The sequence below is a fragment of the Lactobacillus sp. ESL0680 genome (assembly GCF_029392855.1).
Lineage (GTDB): Bacteria > Bacillota > Bacilli > Lactobacillales > Lactobacillaceae > Lactobacillus.
Genome location: NZ_CP113945.1, coordinates 408,064 through 428,084, shown reverse-complemented (window position 1 = coordinate 428,084; position 20,021 = coordinate 408,064). Strand labels below are relative to the sequence as shown.

Genomic DNA, 20,021 nt, shown 5'->3' with positions numbered 1-20,021 from the left:
AAAAAGACCTACCAAGCAAGAATTAATTTTTCTTGTTTGGTAGGTGAGCTGTGTAATGCAATTACTTAACTCTAATCAGCATTCTTTTCATCAATGGCTCTTTTAATAATAGCTAACAACATCTTGGAAGATTTCGTTCTATTTTTACGCCCTAAATAAATTGCTATGAACATCAATATTACGATAAATAATATAATTGAATAATATATAATCCAAAATATATTTATGCTTTGCAACAAATTTAAAATTTGAGTTAACCACCTAATACTAGTTAACCACTTAATACTAGTTAACCAATTAATAAATCCAGAAATAATTGGAGGAATAATCGCAGCTATAATACTTGCGATTGCTCCCAATTTTTTCCATATTTTTTCTTGGGTTACTGGATCATTTGAAAGATATGTATCAATGTTCTTTAACTCTTTTAAGCTTAAATTTGAAAATTCTTCAACTAAATCATTAAATATTTCAAAATTATTTAGTACCGTTTCTTTATTATTGCCATATTTAACTTTAAGATCATCCCAAAAGCCCATTAAGTCATAATAATTCATTACATCATAAAAAGAGCTTTTGTTCCAATTTAAATCAAACAAAAATGCTGAAAATTCGGTAGTTATATTTTTAGAACGCTTCTTTATTTTCTTATTATTAAAATATGGATTGATATATTTCAGCTTAATATAATTCAAAAATCTTAACAAGCATATGCTTCCACAAGACAGTATAGCCAAATTAAGATAACAAATAATTATCTGCGTAATTGAATACCAAAAATTATCATTTTTATTAAAGCAGATACTCACAATAAATACAATAATTAATAACATAATTAACAAAGCAAGTTCTACCACAGTTACTCTTCGATACCACTTTTCATTTTTTCCTACATATTTATTCCATTCGACATGGTAAAAAGCATACAGAAATATACCTAGAATTATAATTATCCATACTAGAACAACTAAATTCTCTAACTGTAAATTAAATAAATTATGTGAATTATTAGGCCAAAAATATATTGATACTAACATTAAAATATACAATACAATAGTTAACAAGTGCATTAAAATTGTTGAACAATTTTTTCTAAAAAACTTTTTCATTTTCAATAGCAGACTTCCTCCTCTTAACTTTACAAATATACGATTTTAATTTAACTTCAAAATAAAATTTGATTTTAAATCAATTCATTTCATATAGTTATCCTCTCTAAGTCACCACTCATCTTCCCATTCTCCCTCATTACTAATAATGTGCTTGGTCTTTTCAATTGGAAATGGTGCCTTTTTGCGACTGAAATATTCCACTTTAGTGACTATTCCGTTCAGTTCGTGATCATCGTCTCCGACCGGCACAACAACGCAATCACCTACTGAGATATTTTTGTCGTCAGATAAATAATAATAGCTCGGCGAATTTTTCTGCAGTCGCACACTACAAAAGATATAGTCACCATGATGCTTGCCAGGGCGGCCAAAGTATAGATGATCAAGTAATCCCCCTTGACCATGATAATTAATAAAGTGCCGCAATCGTTCTACAAAATCCGGATAATCATCTGGCAATCCATCTTGGGTAAAATCGCCTTTGATTACTCGAGGTTGCGCATGTTGATACGAGATCGTAAAGCGATAATGATTGTTTCTATCAAAATAATTATTGCCGCCACTTGCAAACAGCGCCTCAGTATCAAGACTGTCCAGAAGATTGGTCACGCTATTATTCAAGCGAAATTTTTGCTCAATTCTATTACCATTACTGGATTTCTGAAAATATGTAAAAGTTTTGGTTTTCCGATCAATTGTCAATTTTTCATGATAATGCAGCCAAAAAGGCTTATGATTAGCCGTTTTAATAAAATTAATCTTGTCATTACGATGATAATCAAGACAAATTCTGTTTATTTTATCTGGCTCCTTACCACCATCAAAAGCTGCAAGTTCAGGCATTTTTAGGGCTATCCGCAATAATCTAGACCAATTAGTTTTTTCTTCTCCAAAACTATCTAACGATCCATAAAACGTAAACGTCTGACCAGCTGTATTTGTGAGTTCTAACTGCCAATTACCCACATCAGTAGTCACAATTTCATCATGAATTTGTTGAAAATAATTCGCTAGCATCCACAGAACATGCTGAGCAGTATCTTGATTTATCTTAAAATTTCTTTCTTGAGCCTTGGCTGTAACATCATAATTATAAGCAATAAATTGAACATTGCCGTATTCATCAAGATTCAAGACTTGTTTGCTTTGCGTGTTTTCTTGAAGGTTAAGACTTAAAGGATTTGATTTCAGCTTCATCTGCTTGATTTGCCCATGAAAGAGCTGCGAATCATTCGCAGTTAAGTTCCATAGCCGCGTTAAGGCAATCAGAAACCAAGATCTATTCTCAAATTTAAGAATTTGTTGCACCTGCTTATTTTCCAAATTATGAAAATATTGCCAGCGCGCAAAAACAAGTGTGCCTAACTGACTAACATCAGTGATTTTGCTTACAGTCTTAGCCAGCGCTTGATAATCAAAAATTGCATCCCTGTATTTAAGCACTAAATCTGCACTATTTATCTTAAAGCCCAAACGATCACAATCATTATAAAAATTAAAATCAATTAATTCATGGTAATCAATATCTGGATCACTAAAGCTTTTCCGCCATTTATAAGCGAATTTATGCACCTGCTCAAGATACTTCATTATTATGCCACCTCGATTAAAGCTAACTATATTGCCATTATAGACCACCTTATTTTTTAGTTATAGGTATCAATGTATTTAAACTATAAAGTAATTTTTATCTTAAGCTCTATAATATTTTTTAGAAAATAAGTAAATTAAGTTTTATTTACGCTGTTGTCTCTTCTTAAATACTATATATAATGATCGCTTATTGTAGTCTACACTCAGTCCTTAATATACTTAACTTTGGGTAGAAAAAAAACCTACCAAACAAGAATTAATTTTCCTACTTAATAGGCTCCTATAAATATTATCAATTATTACTTACCTAGTTGTTTTAGATATTTACTGCCATTAACTTCATAGTTATATTTATGTTTCAATTTGTTACGTGTATAAACTTGGAAATATCCCATATTATAGTAACTCTTCATTACACGTTTACCATGTATCTTCCGTTTTGACAGCCAATTAACACCAACTTCCTGATAATGAAATTTAAATTTATTGAAATTATAAACTTTACCACCTTGTTCTTGGCTTTGGGTTACGTATAACTTTTTAACGCCTTTTTTATTACTGCCACAAATTGTTTTTCCATTTATTATATAAGCGTGCTTAGTAATTTTTACATGAGTCCATTTATTGTTGCCCTCATATTGATACCAGTTCCCTCTTAATTCAGTTGGTGTATCATTATGCCCTACATACTTAGCCTGAACCTTTGTCAGATTTGCTGATCCAATAATTACCAGCACTATTGCTGTAATTATTACACTTAATAATTTTCTGGCTTTCATTGTAAAACCCACTTTCATAATAAATTATTTCAACTAATTATACTTTTTTAAGCAAGCGCTAGCAATATTGATTAATAAATTAGCAGGAAATCACCTTACTATTATAGACCAACCTAGCCTATCCTTATTATTTAGTCATAACTAATAACTGATTTAAATTAATCCACTCTTTTCAAAGTACGCATACAATTCCGCACAAAAATGAGAACTAGCAATGCTTTCTGCTCTTTCTTCAATCATCTTTACCATTTTAAAAATGATTTCTTCAGGATTTTTACTAGAGCTGTAATTATTAACTTGATAATTTTCTTTTATATAACTTTTATAAAGAAAATGCTGATTAACAAAATCTTGCCAACTAGTAAATTGGTCAAAATATTCTTCTCTCTTTAAAGTATCCCAATTTTCATAAAGATAATTCAAATACCGATCCATATAATCCTGATAACGTCTATTTCCTTTAGAATATCGATTAATTGTTCTACCTACTTTCATAGGAACAAGCCAAAAATTAGCCAAACAGTGATAATTGTTATAATAGTCTAATAAATATTTCTGCCAATTATTTTCTAATTTCCCTAATTTGTTCTTCTCCTCAATAATTTGATTAGCGATATATTTAAAACTATTCATTGTATCACCAGCAAAATTTTCATTTATTAATTGCCCATTACTAGTTAATAGATGATTTTCAGGAATAATATTTTTATACAAAATTTCATAAAAGCCCACAGCAAAATCAGACATATCAGGATCAAAGCCATAACCGTAGCTCTGACCTGAATAAATTTTATTTTGATACTTACAAATAAAATTACTATGTGAAATTACTTCTATTGGCATCAACAATATTTTTCGCACTTGATTCTTTTTATTTATTGCCTTCATAATTATCCTTATTTTTTATCCCAATAGCAGAATTAATAATTCTAATCAAAAAATTACTGAGATCACTATCTAATTTAGACAGAATTATATTTTTGACAGCTATAATAAAAATATAAGCAATTAAACAAAGTAGGAAAACGTCAATAATATATTTAGTTTTAATAGAAATATACATTTGTAGTTTAATTATATAATCAAGATTAAACATATAACTGTAGCAAGCAAAAAACGATATTAGTGGGCTAACAAGAAATAATAAATTTTTTAATCCAGATAAAAATGATTTCATATCAGATAAAAAAGAAATAAGCACTTTTCGGTCATTTTCATATGATAAGAATTCTTTTAATTCAATTAACTTGTCTAATTCTATTTTCATTACTCTTTCAACTTCCGAAATAAATAATAATTTTTTTGATTTAGATCTGTTAAAAAACTCTTCTCTAAATTTATTTAACCACTTCTTTTCACTATTTGTTACAAATACAGAGTCCAACTTACTTTTGTAATTTCTTGAAAAATATTTAATCAATTCTGTATATAAATCAATTTTATTATCATTGAATATATATTTACATATTGTGAAAATAATAGTTTTAAGTATCTTAAGAATAATAGTTGAGATACTTAGTGAGAGAATAACTATTATAATATATAAAACAATGGAGACAAAAGCATCATTATTTAACAAATTCGAACCAAAAATTTTATCGCTGACAATAAATCTCATCATTAATATTAATAGTACTACAGCAATTATATCAATACATAATAATGATTTTTCAAAAATTAATAAACATAATGGAATTTGAAACATCATACTTATTAATACAAAAACAACTTGAATCATTCCAACTTTATCGGGAATTTTATAAAATACTAAAAACCCAATAATCAATGAAATCATTGAGCAAATTAATATATAGTTACTTTTTATAAATCTAATAAAATATTTCATTTTTACTCCAAATTCTAAATGTACTTCGTATTACTTTTAAAACAATTTATTACCATACAAATTTTTTAGCTACTATAGTTTTTTAATTAATTATCCTAAAAGCTGCAAAATCTAAATTAGTATCTTATTTTTTGACCAAATAAAAAATACTAATCTAAATTATTATAATCTAGATTAGTATCTTTTATTTATTATTCTATTTTCTTGTCAACACCGCTACTGCTTCAACGTGTGGCGTTTGTGGGAACATGTCAACGGGATCAATCCGGTTGAAGTCATAACCAAGTTTTTGGAATTCCTGCAGATCGCGCACAAGAGTGGCGGGGTTACAGGAGATATAAACAATCTTCTTCGGGCCAGTCTTAACTGCGCCGGCAATGAATTCTGGCGTCAGACCCTTTCTTGGCGGATCAACAAAAATCACATCGCTGGTAATGCCCTTGTCAGCCCACCGCGGCATCAATTCTTCAGCTTTACCAACGAAATATTTGGCATTGTGAATGTCATTCATTTCGGCATTATCATTGGCATCTTTGACGGCATCCCGCACCACTTCAATTCCACGCACACTCTTGACATGCTTAGCAACGCTCAAACCGATTGTCCCAATACCAGAATAAGCATCAATCACCGTATCCGTTTCCTTTAAGTCAGCTTGCTTAATTGCCAAGTCATACAATCTTGGCGTTTGCAGCGAGTTAATTTGGAAGAAACTCTCCGGCGAAATTCTGAACTTAACATCGCCAATTTGGTCAACAATCTGTGGTTTACCAAAGATTAGGTAATCTGCCTTACCCAAAATAACATTGGTCTTCTTCGGGTTATAATTCAAAACTAGACTCGTGACACCCTCAATCTTCTTGATTTCTGCGGCAATTTTTTCTAATTGTGGGAAATCCTTGTGCAGACAAACCAAGATGACCATGATTTCGCCATTAGCCTTGCTGCGGCGCACATCAAGATAACGCACCTCGCCCTTATTATGAATTTCATCATAAGCTGGCACATTGCTGGCACGTAAAATGTCACGCACGGCAACTAAGACGCGGTCAATCTCGGGATCAGTCGTAAAGAAATTCGTCAGCGGCACCAGGTCATGTGAATGCCGTCTGAAAAAGCCAATCTCCAATTGGCCATTAACTGTTCGTACCGGCACCTGTGCCTTGTTACGATAACCCGTTTCTTCTGGGCTTGGCAAAGTCTGACCAACTTCCACATTATCTAAGTGCGCCTTTTGCAGTAAGTTAACAACCTGATTGCGCTTAAACTCTAGCTGCTTGTCATACTTAATGTGGGCTAATGATGCCAGGCCAGTTTGCACCCATTGATTAAGTTCAATGTTTACTCGGTCGGGACTTTCCTTAATAATCTTTTCGATTTTAGCAAAAGCAAACCGCTTCTTAACCTTTAAAATTTTAGCACTGACTGTTTCACCCGGCAGCGCATTAGTAACGAAAATCGTCATGCCTTCATAATGCGCTACTCCCATTGCCTCGTAAGACAAGTCGGTGATTTCTAAGTCGATAATTTGATTTTTTTCCATCTTTCGTCCTTTTTTACAAACACTGATTAACATTTCTATTTTACAGGAAATTGCAAGAAAAGTATTGTCGTAAAGCAGATTTTGATATAAAACTTAACTGCATAGCTTCTTTTACTTCACTCAATATCCTAATTGTGTTAGTTTATTAACAAGCAAAACCAAACAGAAAGGAAATTTTTATGAATAATTTTGATACTAATCAAGAACGGCGGCAAATCCGCAGCATTTCTGATACCAACAGTTTTTTAACCAAAATGTACGCGTTAATGGGCATCGCAGTGCTGGTTTCCGCCCTTACTTCTTACTTAACAATGACTGTCTTCAGAAGTGCCGTCATGCAAATGCCGGTCGCAATTATGTGGCTCATCTTACTTGTGCCTTTTGCCTTATCGATGGGGATCAGCTTTAAGGCCAACCGCAATCCTGCTGCTAGTTTCATTATGTTAATGATTTTGGCCGTCATTTATGGCTTTGAATTTGCCCTAATTGCCGGCTTTTACACAGGAACCCAGCTCACAACTGCTTTTGTTTCTTCAAGTGCGGTCTTCATTGCGATGGCTGCTTTTGGGACTTTTACCAAGAAGGATCTAACCAACTGGGGTTCCTACTTCAGCGCCGCACTATTCGGCTTTTTCATCGCTTGGATTGTTAACATGTTTTTACACAACCCAACGATTACCTACATCTTTTCCTTTATTGGCGTGATTATCTTTACCGGCTTAGTTGCCAGTGACGCCAACAAGATGAAGATGATTTACAACAATTATGGCAATCAGGTTTCAACTAATGGTTTGGCAATCTTAGGCGCCTTACAGCTCTACCTAGACTTCATTAACATTTTTCTGTTTATTCTCGAGATTTTCGGATACGGCAACAACAATAATTAACAGCATAATTTTGCAAGCAAAAACGCTAGGCTTTTCAGCTTAGCGTTTTTTGTTAGGTCTGAATAATTTTATTAAAAATTATTGACCTGCAAATATTGGTTGCGACCAATAATGTAATACTGGTTACCCTTAATTGTAACTGGATCACCATAAACAGTGACCTGCTTACCCTTGGTGATAACCTTGTTGCCAACTTTCTTACCTGACCGGTTGTAAATAGCAGCATTGTGAACCAACTCTTGCTCAGTACCAGTTATGTTAGCAGAAGCTACATAATAGCCGTTGGTCAACTTAGTAAACTCGCGGCCATTAATGACGGTAGTTCCACTAACTTCAACAATTGAATTATCGGTTAGAACCACCTGACCAATGCGTTCACCATGCTCATTGTACAAATAAGCATTATGCATTAACGGTTTTTCATTAGGTCCTAAAGTTGCTGGCTGACCTGATGGCTCAGCATCCGTTGCGGTATTGACATTAGCAGCCTTGATATATTCGCCAGCACCAATAATGTAGTATATTTTACCGGCAATCTTAACTGGACTGCCATAAATTGTAATTGTCCTGCCCTTCTTGAGAAGCGACTTGGTACCAATGCGCTTGCCAACACGATTATAAACATAAGCATTATGGTTCAACTTAGCTGATTTACCAGTGACATTGGTGTCAATTAGGTAATATTCTTGACCTTGACTGTGTAAAATCAAATAAGTTTGACCAGCGATTTCCTTAGTGCCATAAGTCTTGACCGTTGAACCAGCTTTTAGAACCAACTTATTAGCCCGCTTGCCGCTTGCATCATAAATATAAGCATTATGTAGTAAAGTTTGTTCTTTAGCTGACGCATCATTAGCAGGTAAAGTTGGCGTCGGTGCTGAAATTGAACTGCTGCTATCACTATCATGCAAAACATGATTAATTGTTGGCTTATCAGTGTAATACTTGATAATTTCATTAATTGCCTTGTCACGTTCAGCAATCACACTTTCATGATCTGTTGCCGAGCTAATTGCACCCTGATCCTTGATTGCTTCATTTAGCAGTTCATTAACCTTGGCCTTCAGCTTAGTCTTGTCAGCTTGACTGTAGGCAGGATTACTATCAATTGCCTGATTTGCCGCATTTGCCGTATCTTGAACAGCTGCCGTAGCAATGTCACGCAGCCAGCTAACCAAATTATTATTAATATCATCACTAGTCGCAGTGTCATTTAAGTTAGCCAGTGCTTTTTGCTTAGCAGCGGCTAGTTGAGTTGGACTAATTTGACCTGTCGTCAATTTGTCCTTAGCGGTTGTATAGGCATGGTCAATCTTATTAATCGCATCCTGTCTAGCAGTAAGCAAAGCTTTGTCATTAGTCAATTCACTTGCGACACCAGCTGAATCAGTTGAGTGGTTAATCTTATCCTTAGCGGTTGTTAAAATATCCTGCAGCTTTTGCTTTTGTTCTGTCTTTTCTTGCGTAGACAAACCTGACTGTTCAATTGCATTATTGGCTTGATCTATAGCATCTTGTAAATCACTGATAGCTTGATTTTTATCAATTAAAATTTCTTTATCCTTGGAAACATCGTCAATGTCTTGCTTGCCATCTGTTACAGCTGCACTAATTCCATTTTGGTCAGTGGCTTCATCTACTTTACCTTGAGCAGCTGTCAAAGCAGCCTGGACTTTCTCCTTCTGTTCTGCCTTTTGCTCATCTGTCAAACTTGAATTATCAATTGACGTATTGGCAGCATCAGCTGCTAACTGTAATTCCTGTTTAGCCTTGTTTTGAGCATCAAGAAGTGATGTATTACCTGTCGCGTCATTAATTGCTGTCTTACCATTAGCCAATTCGGTTGCAATATCTGTACTATCAGCCGCAGCATCTACCTTGTCTTGAGCAGCAGTCAAAGCAGCTTGGACTTTCTCCTTCTGTTCTGTCTTTTGTTCATCTGTCAAACTTGAATTATCGATTGCCGTATTGGCATTATCGGCTGCGGCAGCTAGCTCTTGCTTGGCTTCATTCTTAGCTTGTTGTAAATCAACATTGGTAACTATTTCGTTAATCTTTGCCTTGCCGTCCGTTACAACTGCACTAATCCCATCTTGGTCAGTGACTTCATCTACCTTCCCTTGAGCAGCTGTCAATGCAGCTTGCACTTTTTGCTTTTGCTCGGCTTTTTGCTCATCCGTCAAACTTGAATTATCAATAGCTTCATTAGCATTATCAGCCGCTGCTGCTAAGTCCTGTTTGGCTTCATTTTTAGCATGTTCCAAGTTAACATCAGCAACTATTTGACCAATGTATTCCTTACCATCTGTTAAAGCAGTTTGAATATCATCACTAGTTGTAGCTTGGTTAATTTTGGCCTGAGCATCACTTACAGCAGCAATAATGTTACATTTTTCTGTAGTTTTCTCCTCATCAGATAAGTTAGAACTATCAATCAAAGTCGTTGCTTCATCTGCAGCATTTTGCAAATCTTGAATAGCTTGATTCTTATCAAGTAAAAGTTCTGTAGTCTTTGAAACATCATCGATGTCTTGCTTGCCATCTGTCAAAGCAGTATTAACTCCATTTTGGTCAGTTGCAGCATCAACTTCCTCTTTGGCGGCAGTCAAGGCAGCTTGGACTTTTTGCTTCTGTTCTGCCTTTTGCTCATCTGTCAAACTTGAATTATCAATTGCTGTATTAGCAGTATTTGCTTCTTGGTCCAACTTATCCTTGGCAGCAGTTTGAGAATGAGTTAAGGCTTGAGTATCATAAGCACTAATATCATTCATACCAGCCGTCATAATTTCATTAATCTTTTCAGCCTTAGCGCTAACATCCCCATTCGGCTCAACAACTTCATTAATGGCATTCGTCGTCTTCTTGGCAGCAGCATCAACTTGCTCTTTCAAGTTTGCCTTATCTGTCTTGCTTAAAACGTCATCCGGAATTTGATCGATCTTGTCTTTTGCTGCCTTAGCTGCATTATTAATTTGTTTATCGGCAATTAACTTATTCAAAGCAGTTCTGCCGCGATCATAAGCTTCAACTGCCGAACCAAGATCAGCCGCAGTACCAAGATCACTAATTCCATTTTCCACTTCTGCAATTAAAGAACTGTACTGCGCCTTTTCCTCATCAGTTAATGCCAAATTATGATAATCAGTTGCCAAATCCTTAGTATTATCAATTTCATTAGCAAAATGCGGATAACTATTTCCTTTATTTAAAACTGCCTTAATCTTATCAATGCCATCTGCCTTAGCACTATCAAGAGCAGTATCATCAGTTGCGGCTTCAACTGACGCCTTAGCACCATCATAAGAACTATTAATATCTGCAATTGCAGCTTGCTTTTGCTCTGATGTCAGGCTCGACTTATTGACAATTGCAATTGCCTTGGCTTGCTCATCCTTAATAGCATCAAGGGCTGTGCTCTTTTGACCGGCAAGTTGAGCAGCCGTAACAACTTTATCAATGTTGCCCTCACCTGTACTAAATTCAGCATCAACTGCAGTTGTATCAGTTGCCGCCGTAATCTTTGCCTTAGCAGTATCAACTGCGGCATCAATCAGGGCTTTTTGTTCCTGCTGCTTGTCTGCTGGCAAGCCAGATTGTTCAATCTTGTGTTTTGCATCTGCAGCGTATTGTTCTAACTCCGCAATCTTATTAGACTTATAATTCAATGTTTCTTGATCTTTAGCTGCACTAACAATCGCGGCAATTCCTGCTTCACCAAAGTCAGCTGCACCATTTTGCACTGTTCCCTTTTCAGCATCAGAAATAGCAGTTGTCGCCGTCGTCAAATCAGCTGGCACCGGGTTAGCTGGCAACTGAACATTATTAATCTTGTCCACAGCCTTCTTTCTTGCGACCTCAATTTGCGCTTCCAGCATTGCTTTTTGCTCAGTAGTTAAGTTAGAAGCTTCTATTGCGCCCTTGCCATCTGGTCCAGCAGCGTAAGCATTAATCGCGGCAATTTGCTTATTCTTCTCAGCCGTTAATTGTGCCGGCAAAGTTGAATTAGTAATTGCGGTCTCGCCAGCCGTTTGCGCTGCAGTAATTCCAGCTTGATCTGGTGCGGCATTAATTGCAGAAATAGCATCACTTAGGGCAGCATCAACAGCCGCGTTAGCTGCGGCAACTTCACTCACACTTAAGTATGAACTTGCGGCATCAGCTGGATTATTAGCAGCTGCGGCAATTTGAGCTTTAGCTGCGGCCGCTTTTTGCTTTAAATCTTTAATCGCGGTATCTTTCTCATCATAAAGTTGAGAAATATTGGCAATTGTTGTTATTCCTTGATCTTTAGCTGCTGCCATATTGGTAATTGGATCTGTAGTTTCTTTGGCCTCCTTTATTTTGTCTGCAGCCTTAACTCGTTCAGCTTCAATTACTGCTTTCATCTGCTCTTTTTGTTCAGAAGTTGCCGATGACGCGTCAATTGCCTGAGTTGCCTGATCTGCAGCAGCTTGTAAAGCTGCCAAATTTGTATTCAAGGCTTCCTCTACATCTTTAGCAGAAGCAACTGCAGCAATGTTTGTGGCACCAGTAGCTGCAGCTTGGGTAACTTCAGCTGGATTATTAGCCCGATTAATTGCCGTAATTGCATTATCTAGGGCAGTTTGAACCTGCTCATTCAAGTCATTATATTGATCTTGATCTAGCTTTCCATCTTGATATGACTTAGCAATTTGTGCCTTTACATCAGTTGCTTGACTTTGCAAATTATTCTTGGCATTAGTTGCAGCTTGGGTCAACTCCTCATCAGTAGCGTTGCTACCAAGATTATTAATTGCGGCTTTTCCTTCAGTTACGGCCGCATTAATTCCGACTTCATCAGTTGCGGCATTAACCTTATTCTTAGCTTTTTCCAATTCACTAGCAACTAGACTATGCAGGTTATCCTTCTTGGTTTGATCCAAGTTTAATTGGTCAATCGCTGCATCCGCATCTTTAGCAGCTTGATCCAATTCACTATTAGCTGCATTCTTTTTGTCTTGCAAAGTTGCATCGACTAAGGCTTGGTCAATCGCCAAAATTCCCGCACGTTCTTTAGCTGGAAGCGACGACTCATCTTGAGAGCCATTAATTGTAGCCACGGCATTAGTGTAAGCATTCCTAGCCTGATCTTGGTATTTTGCTATTTCATCAGAAGTTAAGTTAGAATTATTAGCAATTTGGTTTAAAACTCCCGGATTTTCAGGAGTGCCATCACCATTCAATTCCTTATCAAGAGCAGCAATTGCCTTATCCTTAGCATCGTTCAAATTAGCTGCTGTCTTAACATTAGCAATCGCATCTAGAGCTAATTGCTTCTGCTCATCAACTTCCGCAGAAGTAGTTGCCGCATCAATTGCATTATTAGCAGCTGTTTGAATTGATTCAGCCCGCTGTCTATCTTCTTCATTGAATTGGGCATTATCGATTGCGGCTTGAATTGCTTCCTTAGCTTGCCGCTTATTGGCAGCTAATCCAGCCTTGGCAACTTCTTGATAAATTGCGGTTTCACCCAAGTTTTCAGCAGTAGTAACTGCTGCTTCACTCGTAGCACTATTGATAGCATTATGAGCAGTAGCGGCAGCAGTATTAATTGCTGCTTCAGCGGCAGCTATTTCATCAGCTGATAATCCCCTAACAGCATCACGAAGCTGCTGTTTAGCAGTGGCAACTGCATCATCAATCTTTTGATTAGCAGCCGCCTTAGCTGCAGTTAAGCTAGTTTCCTTTTCTGCTTCTAAAATTGCTGCCTCACCTGCAGCTTCCGCGATTTTAATATCAGCTAAATTATCTTGAGCTGCAATCTGTTCCTTACCATAATCGCGCGCAGCGTTAATTGCAGTAATTGCTGTCTCTTTAGCATCAGCTGTCATTGCCGACTTATTGACGCGATCTACCGCAGCTTGTGCTACTTGGTCAAGCTTATCTTGATATTCCTTGATTGAGCTGTCCAAATCGCCGGCATTAATCAACACATTTTGCATGTTATCAATCCCAGCATCACGATCGCTATTGACTTGAGCAATTGTTGCTGGTGCCGGATTATCAACCTTAGCTAGAGCAGCATTATATGCACTTTCAACTTGAGCAATTAAAGCTGCTTTACCATCATTATCAATATTGACCTTTTGATTAATCGCCGCAATAACAGCATCATGTTTGGCTAGTAATGCTCTTTCAGCAGCAATTTGAGCTGACTTCAAATCAGCTGCGGCTTTAATCAGCAACATTGCATCTCGACCATTAGTTGCCGCTTGTGCAACCTGATCTGTTGTTTTCGCCGCAGCGACATCAGCCTTTGCCTTGTTCAAAGCCGCATCAACTTGGGCTTGATAAGCTAATTTTTGGTTAGGACCCAAATTGTTATCTTGTTCAATATGATCCTTAATCTCGGCAGCTAAGTTGTTCAAACCAATTGGATTCCCCGTGTTATCTAGGGCATTATCCTTAGCAGTTGTCAATTCTTGATTAGCGGTATCGGCAGCATCAGTTACCACACCATTCATCGCATTAATGCCAGCTGTCTTATCAATCACGATTTGGTTAGTTGTGGTGTCATCCGTTACCTTTGCAACTGCATTATTGTAAAAGTCATCAATTCTGCCCTTTAATTCAGCTTGCTTATCAGCATCAATCTTGCCAGCTGTAAATAAATCATCAATTGCCTGCTTGTTATTTGCCTGAGCAGTTGTCAACTCTTTTAATGCCTTGGCTTTAGCAGCTGCTAAATCAGCAGCTACTTGAATTGAATCAATATTCGTCTTACCAATTGTCTTAGCACTAGTTACATCTGTTGGAGTTGTGGCCGCATTAATAGCATTAGTTGCTGCAGTAACAGCCTGATCGATCTGTTCCTTATAAGTTTCTTTTTCACTTGGACTCAGCTGATCTGCTGGTAAATTATCAATGGCTGTCTTAGCAGTTTGCGCATATTGCGTTAGTTCACTAATTGCTGCTGCTTGAGCAGATTGTAATGCAGTATTTTGCGTCCTCGCGTTAGTAACAATCCCATTAATGCCATTCTCGGCAGCCACTTCCGCATCATTAATTGTATCTATCGCAGTTGCCGTGTTAATATTGCTAATTCCTTGATCGACCTGATTCTGAATGTCTTGCTTGAATTTAGCCTTGTCAGCTGCACTTAAGCCAGTTGCGTCAATTTGTGCATTAGCGGCAGTTTGTGCAGCCTGCAGCTTGGCAATGGCATTATTTCTTTCAGACGCTAATGTCTGATCTGCAAGTAAATTGTTCAATGCAGTCAGACCTGCAGTAGTCAATGTATTAACCGCATCTTGACTAGTTGCCGCATCAATTTGATCTTGATAACCAGTATGGTCATCATTCGTCAACAAATCCTTGACTGCCTGAATCTGTTCGTCACGCTCGCCAGCACTCAACCCTGGCAAATTGTTAATCTGTTCTTCGATTTCCAATGCCTTTTGCCCAAGTTGCGCCTTAGCACCAACACGATCAATAGCAACTATGCCGGCAGTCTGCACTTCTGCCAAATTATCTTTAGTTGTCGAACCAGCTGTGATATTATCAATTCCCGTTGCTAGTGCGGCATCAATATCAGTATTAATTTGATTAGTAACTGTGCTATTACTTGGATACATTGCGGCATACTTTGCCTTTTCACTAGTAGCCTCATTTTGCAGTGCAATTAATGCATTCAGTTTATCAATGGCAGTTTGTGCAGCTTCTTTTTTAGCTGCCATATCTTCTTCACTATTAGCTGTACCTACTGCCGTTATTGCATCTTGAGCAGCTGTCAACGCATCTTGCACCTTCTGGTTAGAGCTGCCTTCCAGTTGCGGCTTAGCGGCATCATAAGCTGCCTGCAAGTCACTAACTGCAGCGGTATTGTGCCCAGCAACAATTTGATCTAGTGCAGCTTTACCTGCAGCTAAATCACTAGTACCATTATCAATTTGTGCTTCGTAAGTTGCCGACTCACTCTCAAGCTGGTCAGCCAAACTTGGATAATTGTGTTTCAAAGTATTCTTATACTTACGCAAGTCTGAAACCGTATTGGCCGTTGCATAAACTTTATCTGTATCATTCTTAGCTGTTTGATAAGCTGTTCCGGCTGTATCCAAGTCAGCAGCTGCATCAATGGCAGTTTTACCAGCGTCAGCTGCAGATTCTAATTCTGTCTGATATTTTTCCTTTTGTTCAGACGACAATGCCAAGACACTAGTAATCTTGTGCGTATTACTGTTCGTTGTAGTTGTAATCTTGCCTTCTGCCTTGGTCTTGAATGAAGCCAAAATATTAGCTTTAGCTGCTGCCAGTGCAGCAGTAACATCATCACTAGTGCTATTTTCATCATCAAAGACATCATTAGCTGCATTTACCAAATCAGCAATGTCAGAATCATCCGTCGTGCCTAAATATTGGTTGGCTTTTTGCGCATACGCAGCTAATTCAGTCTTAGCAGCAGTCCTTAATTCCTCTACATTAGCAGCCTCAGCCTTAGTTACTTCGTCATTAATGCCCGCAATTGCTGTATCACGACGGTTAACTATTTCTGCGCTATCACTTGTCCCATAAACAGAATCAGCTGAAGTCGGATCATTAGTTGTTGACTTAGTAACCCATTCATCAATTGCATCAATATACGGTTGAGCCTTAGCAGTATCCGAACCAAATAAATTGGTCAGCTTTTGTTTAGCAGCAGTAGCCGCTTCATTAATTGCCTTGACAGCATCTTCTTGTTTTTTAACCGCAATTTCATTGGCAGAATATAACTTAGCTGATTGGGGATTTTGCGGATCTTCCAGTGATGGATCACCTTGAACAAAATTCTTAGTTGCTGTTAATGTCACCATACTGCCAGCCGTGATACTAGCAAGTTGAGCTTTAGGTATAGTGATCGTAAACTTGAATTTACCTTGATGGGCCCCACTAGTTTCCGCACTATCAGCAGAAACAGCCGCATATTTAATATTTTGCGCTGCTTCCTTATAATACGGACTAGTTATATTGCCCAAGCGGCTATTATCCGGCATTACGGCAGAAATATAGGCGCCGCCCTCATTCGCATAACCAGTGATTACTTCATTATCGCCATCATCAATAATAATATCGTCATCACTAATTGGATCAATTGTTAAAAAGCCCTCGTTAGCACTAACAAACTCAAGTACCGCCAAATCTTTACCATTAATGAGGGTAATAGCAGCTGTTTCGTCACTTGGACTAATTCCTTCAATTGCCGTACTAATCGTAGAGAGTGTTCCATTACTATTCCCCTTAAAGCCAAAAGTTCTAAAGGCATTCGACGTACTTGCTCCCGGTTGCTTTAACCTAACACTATTGAGCGTAAAATTACCCGTCGACAAAATATTGGCCACGTCGTTAGCCCCAGTATCCAGCAAAAAGTCGTGGGGGTTATTAATTTGCGTATTCGAACTAGGATTAAGTAACGTTAGCTTGCCAGTCCCTGGATCATCAGTTAACTGGATTTTGAAGTTACTACCAGTAATGTCTGACGAACCGCCGATATTCATTAACGTTCCGGCAAAATTACCCATATTCTTCCCAGTAATATTAAAGTTGGCTGCCTTACCAACCGTTAAGTTGCCGCCAATATTAACTAACACATTCGCTGGTCCCTTACCACTGCGATCACTAATATTACCGTTAGTTACAATGTTTAAATTACCGCCATCGCCAACTGTTAGGCTCGAGCCACTATCAGACAAGTTAATTGCTTTGGCCTTGCGGTTATTAATCGTGCCCGCATAATCGGTCGTACCACCGACATTAATGTTGACAGTACCGCCACCTTGAATATCAACTGATCCTTGACCACTATAAATAACAATCCCATTAGCCGAATTAGTATTTTCAACTGTATTCGGCGTGTCTGGCATGGCACCACCCTTAGGATTTAGGGTTACAACCGCACCGTTTTTAACAATAACTTGATTATTATTCGCTAAAGAAATGCCGTCAATTGTATCTGCACCTGTTTTACCACCGGACATTTCAACTACATTGCCGCTGTATGTTGTCCCCGTAAATTGAGTACCATCTTCAAAAATTAAGCGCCCACCTTCTTGAGTAAACTCAAACAGCTGCTGACTAGTTGACTGTGTTGTTGAAGTGCCAAAGACATTAGTGTACGTCTTGACTGTTTGGGCGGTGTTGGTACCATAAAAATGAATTTCTGTATGTTCACCAACATACATCATTTGTGAACCGACAAAGTTGACGTTCCTAAAGTTGACAATTGCCCGCTTATTGCTGCTGGTCTGCATTAAGCCATAATAAGTACAACTATAAATATCCAAATTTTCATAAGTTATATTAACTTTAGTTGAGGATGTCTTATCGCGCGGACGATATCTTTGAAAGTCAATGATATACCGACCATCTTCCGCAGACTTAATTACCAAGTCTCTAGTTTTTACTTCTACGTCCGCATCGCTAGTTCCTGCCTTAATATTATTAATAATATTAATTTCGTGAATATTAACATTGGAAAAAGCATCAGTTAGCCCTTTCCACGAACCAACATTAACTGAAGACTCCCTAGTAGTTGCCAAATTAGCTGTTTCTACTAAGTCTTGCGTCTGCGGCTTTTGCTGCTGAGTGGCAGTTGCTACTGCAGAATTATCCCCAGCTGTAATATTAACTGCTGCGGCATCACTAGCATCTGCCTGGTGGTCATTCTCATTTGGCTTAGCTACAGGTTGGTTATTATTTTGATCGGGTTTTGCAGGTTCAGTTTGATGTTCATCAGTAATACTTGATGTAGTCTGGTTGTCCTGCTCCGGAGTTTTAGCAGTTGTATCAGTCTTAGTATCTTCTGGCAAATCATCTCTTAAAAATGACTTTAATCCAGCATAAGTTGCTAACTTGTCATTATTAGCAGGTGTATCGGCCTTAGTCGTCGCTTGATCTTGTTTAGCAGCTATTTGCTTAGTTTCAGTTTGGTTTTGATCTGATTGCAATGTATCAGCCTTAACAGTTTGTCCCTTAACACCCATAAAGGTAAAACCAAGCAAAACCGATGCAACACCAATTGTTAGTTTTCTAATTGAAAAACGATCCTTTTTCGATTCCAGATTCATTTTCCGTAATCTCTCTTTAAAATTGTTTTGTCCTAACATTTTTTGCTCCTATGATAGATATATAAAATTATATATTTAAACACTTTATAAATTTATCATAAAGCTTAAAAAATTCTCAGTCAATTAAAGCGCTTTACTTAGTGTAATAAATAACACGTAAGCTGATTTGAAGCCAATTACTTTCGCCTAAAACTTATTATTAGGCACAAAAATAGTGTTACCTTTCTCTTCAGAAAAATAACACTATTATTTTTATTCGCCAACGTAAAATTCAATACGTTGTTGTAAATTCTTAAAAGTAACTGGGCAGTAATCGCCGATTTCACCATCAAGATTAACCGGTAATTTTTGACCTTCGCTCTTGCCAATCAGATCAATCTTTAAACTGCGCGTCTTGGTATAAATAATATCTGGATCATCAACATGCTTACCATTCAATGCTAAGGCCATTAAGCGCAGCAATTTCACTGGATCGGATGGCTTAACAATAATTAACTGAAACAAGCCATCGCTTAATTCAGCATCAGGCATTATCTGCTCAAAACCACCAATCGAATTGGTCATCCCCAAAAGCAGCATTGATAATTTACCTTCATAAACACCAGCATCATAGGTCAGGCGCAGTTCGTTTTCAGTCAAGTGCGGCAACATTTCCGCACCCTTAATCAAATACGCAGCATAGCCTAAGGCCGACTTAACCTCCGACGGCACACCATAAGTTAGTTCAGTCAAAGATCCACAAGCAGCAATATTAACGAAGTATTGGTCTTCACCAGCAAAAGTAGCCTGGCCAATATCCATCTTGCGCGTTTTGGTATTTAAAATAACTTCAGCTGCGGCTGCAATACTATCACGCGGAATATGCAATGCCCGAGCATAATCATTGGTTGTACCTGCTGGAATAATTGCCATCTTCGGACGTTTTTCCAAAAAGGCAATGCCATTAACCACTTCATTAATGGTACCATCACCACCTGCGGCAACAATCAAGTCAAAGCCTTCAGTTGCAGCCCGCGTTGCTTCTTGCTGGGCACTCTTTTTTTCTGGTGTAGTTCTAAAAGCGCTCGCCTCATAGCCAGCACGTTCTAAGACGTCTAAAATATCAGCGACATTTTTAGGCATCTGTTCGTGACCAGATACAGGATTATAAATCAATCTTGCTTTTTTAGTCATAGTTACTACCTTATTACTTAAAAATCAA

General features: G+C 37.4%; 9 protein-coding genes. 1 reads left to right on the top strand and 8 read right to left on the bottom strand.

The genetic code is table 11. The features are described 5' to 3' along the window. Positions 1-71 precede the first annotated feature (71 nt). The 6 genes from OZX58_RS02160 to rlmD all read right to left on the bottom strand — a co-directional run bounded on the left by OZX58_RS02160 (position 72) and on the right by rlmD (position 6,873). Positions 72-1,115 carry a hypothetical protein gene (locus OZX58_RS02160; RefSeq protein ID WP_277141282.1) on the bottom strand — a complete coding sequence of 348 codons (1,044 nt, stop codon included), beginning with the start codon at positions 1,113-1,115 and terminating at the stop codon, positions 72-74. Positions 1,116-1,220: 105 nt separating this feature from the next. After that, positions 1,221-2,702, bottom strand: a complete 1,482-nt coding sequence (locus OZX58_RS02155; protein ID WP_277141281.1) for a hypothetical protein — start codon at positions 2,700-2,702, stop codon at positions 1,221-1,223. A 302-nt stretch (positions 2,703-3,004) separates the two neighbouring features. Next, entirely contained in the window at positions 3,005-3,484 is a 480-nt protein-coding gene (locus OZX58_RS02150) for a hypothetical protein (RefSeq protein ID WP_277141280.1), read from the bottom strand. 153 nt (positions 3,485-3,637) lie between these two features. Then, entirely contained in the window at positions 3,638-4,372 is a 735-nt protein-coding gene (locus OZX58_RS02145; protein WP_277141279.1) for a hypothetical protein, read from the bottom strand. Further along, a complete protein-coding gene (locus OZX58_RS02140) occupies positions 4,356-5,330 on the bottom strand; it encodes a hypothetical protein (protein WP_277141278.1) in 975 nt (324 codons plus the stop codon). The genes OZX58_RS02145 and OZX58_RS02140 overlap by 17 nt, the downstream gene beginning before the upstream one ends. A 196-nt stretch (positions 5,331-5,526) precedes the next feature. Beyond that, positions 5,527-6,873: a 23S rRNA (uracil(1939)-C(5))-methyltransferase RlmD gene (rlmD, locus tag OZX58_RS02135; protein ID WP_277141277.1), complete on the bottom strand. Its 1,347-nt coding sequence runs from the start codon at positions 6,871-6,873 to the stop codon at positions 5,527-5,529. A 179-nt stretch (positions 6,874-7,052) separates the two neighbouring features. Between rlmD and OZX58_RS02130 the strand changes: the two genes are divergently transcribed. Then, a complete protein-coding gene (locus OZX58_RS02130) occupies positions 7,053-7,760 on the top strand; it encodes a Bax inhibitor-1/YccA family protein (protein ID WP_277141276.1) in 708 nt (235 codons plus the stop codon). A gap of 71 nt (positions 7,761-7,831) precedes the next feature. On the opposite strand, the gene OZX58_RS02125 is transcribed toward OZX58_RS02130, so the two are convergent. Beyond that, positions 7,832-18,820 carry a DUF1542 domain-containing protein gene (locus OZX58_RS02125; protein ID WP_277141275.1) on the bottom strand — a complete coding sequence of 3,663 codons (10,989 nt, stop codon included), beginning with the start codon at positions 18,818-18,820 and terminating at the stop codon, positions 7,832-7,834. 252 nt (positions 18,821-19,072) lie between these two features. After that, complete coding sequence (locus tag OZX58_RS02120; protein ID WP_277141274.1) at positions 19,073-19,993, bottom strand: diacylglycerol kinase family lipid kinase; 921 nt, start codon at positions 19,991-19,993, stop codon at positions 19,073-19,075. Between the last annotated feature and the right edge of the window lie 28 nt (positions 19,994-20,021).

Bases quoted from the DNA above. Each gene is read 5' to 3' on its own strand.
- OZX58_RS02120 (WP_277141274.1), bottom strand. From the start codon at position 19,993: ATGACTAAAAAAGCAAGATTGATTTATAATCCTGTATCTGGTCACGAA.
- rlmD (WP_277141277.1), bottom strand. From the start codon at position 6,873: ATGGAAAAAAATCAAATTATCGACTTAGAAATCACCGACTTGTCTTAC.
- OZX58_RS02125 (WP_277141275.1), bottom strand. From the start codon at position 18,820: ATGAATCTGGAATCGAAAAAGGATCGTTTTTCAATTAGAAAACTAACA.
- OZX58_RS02150 (WP_277141280.1), bottom strand. From the start codon at position 3,484: ATGAAAGCCAGAAAATTATTAAGTGTAATAATTACAGCAATAGTGCTG.
- OZX58_RS02130 (WP_277141276.1), top strand. From the start codon at position 7,053: ATGAATAATTTTGATACTAATCAAGAACGGCGGCAAATCCGCAGCATT.
- OZX58_RS02155 (WP_277141281.1), bottom strand. From the start codon at position 2,702: ATGAAGTATCTTGAGCAGGTGCATAAATTCGCTTATAAATGGCGGAAA.
- OZX58_RS02145 (WP_277141279.1), bottom strand. From the start codon at position 4,372: ATGAAGGCAATAAATAAAAAGAATCAAGTGCGAAAAATATTGTTGATG.
- OZX58_RS02140 (WP_277141278.1), bottom strand. From the start codon at position 5,330: ATGAAATATTTTATTAGATTTATAAAAAGTAACTATATATTAATTTGC.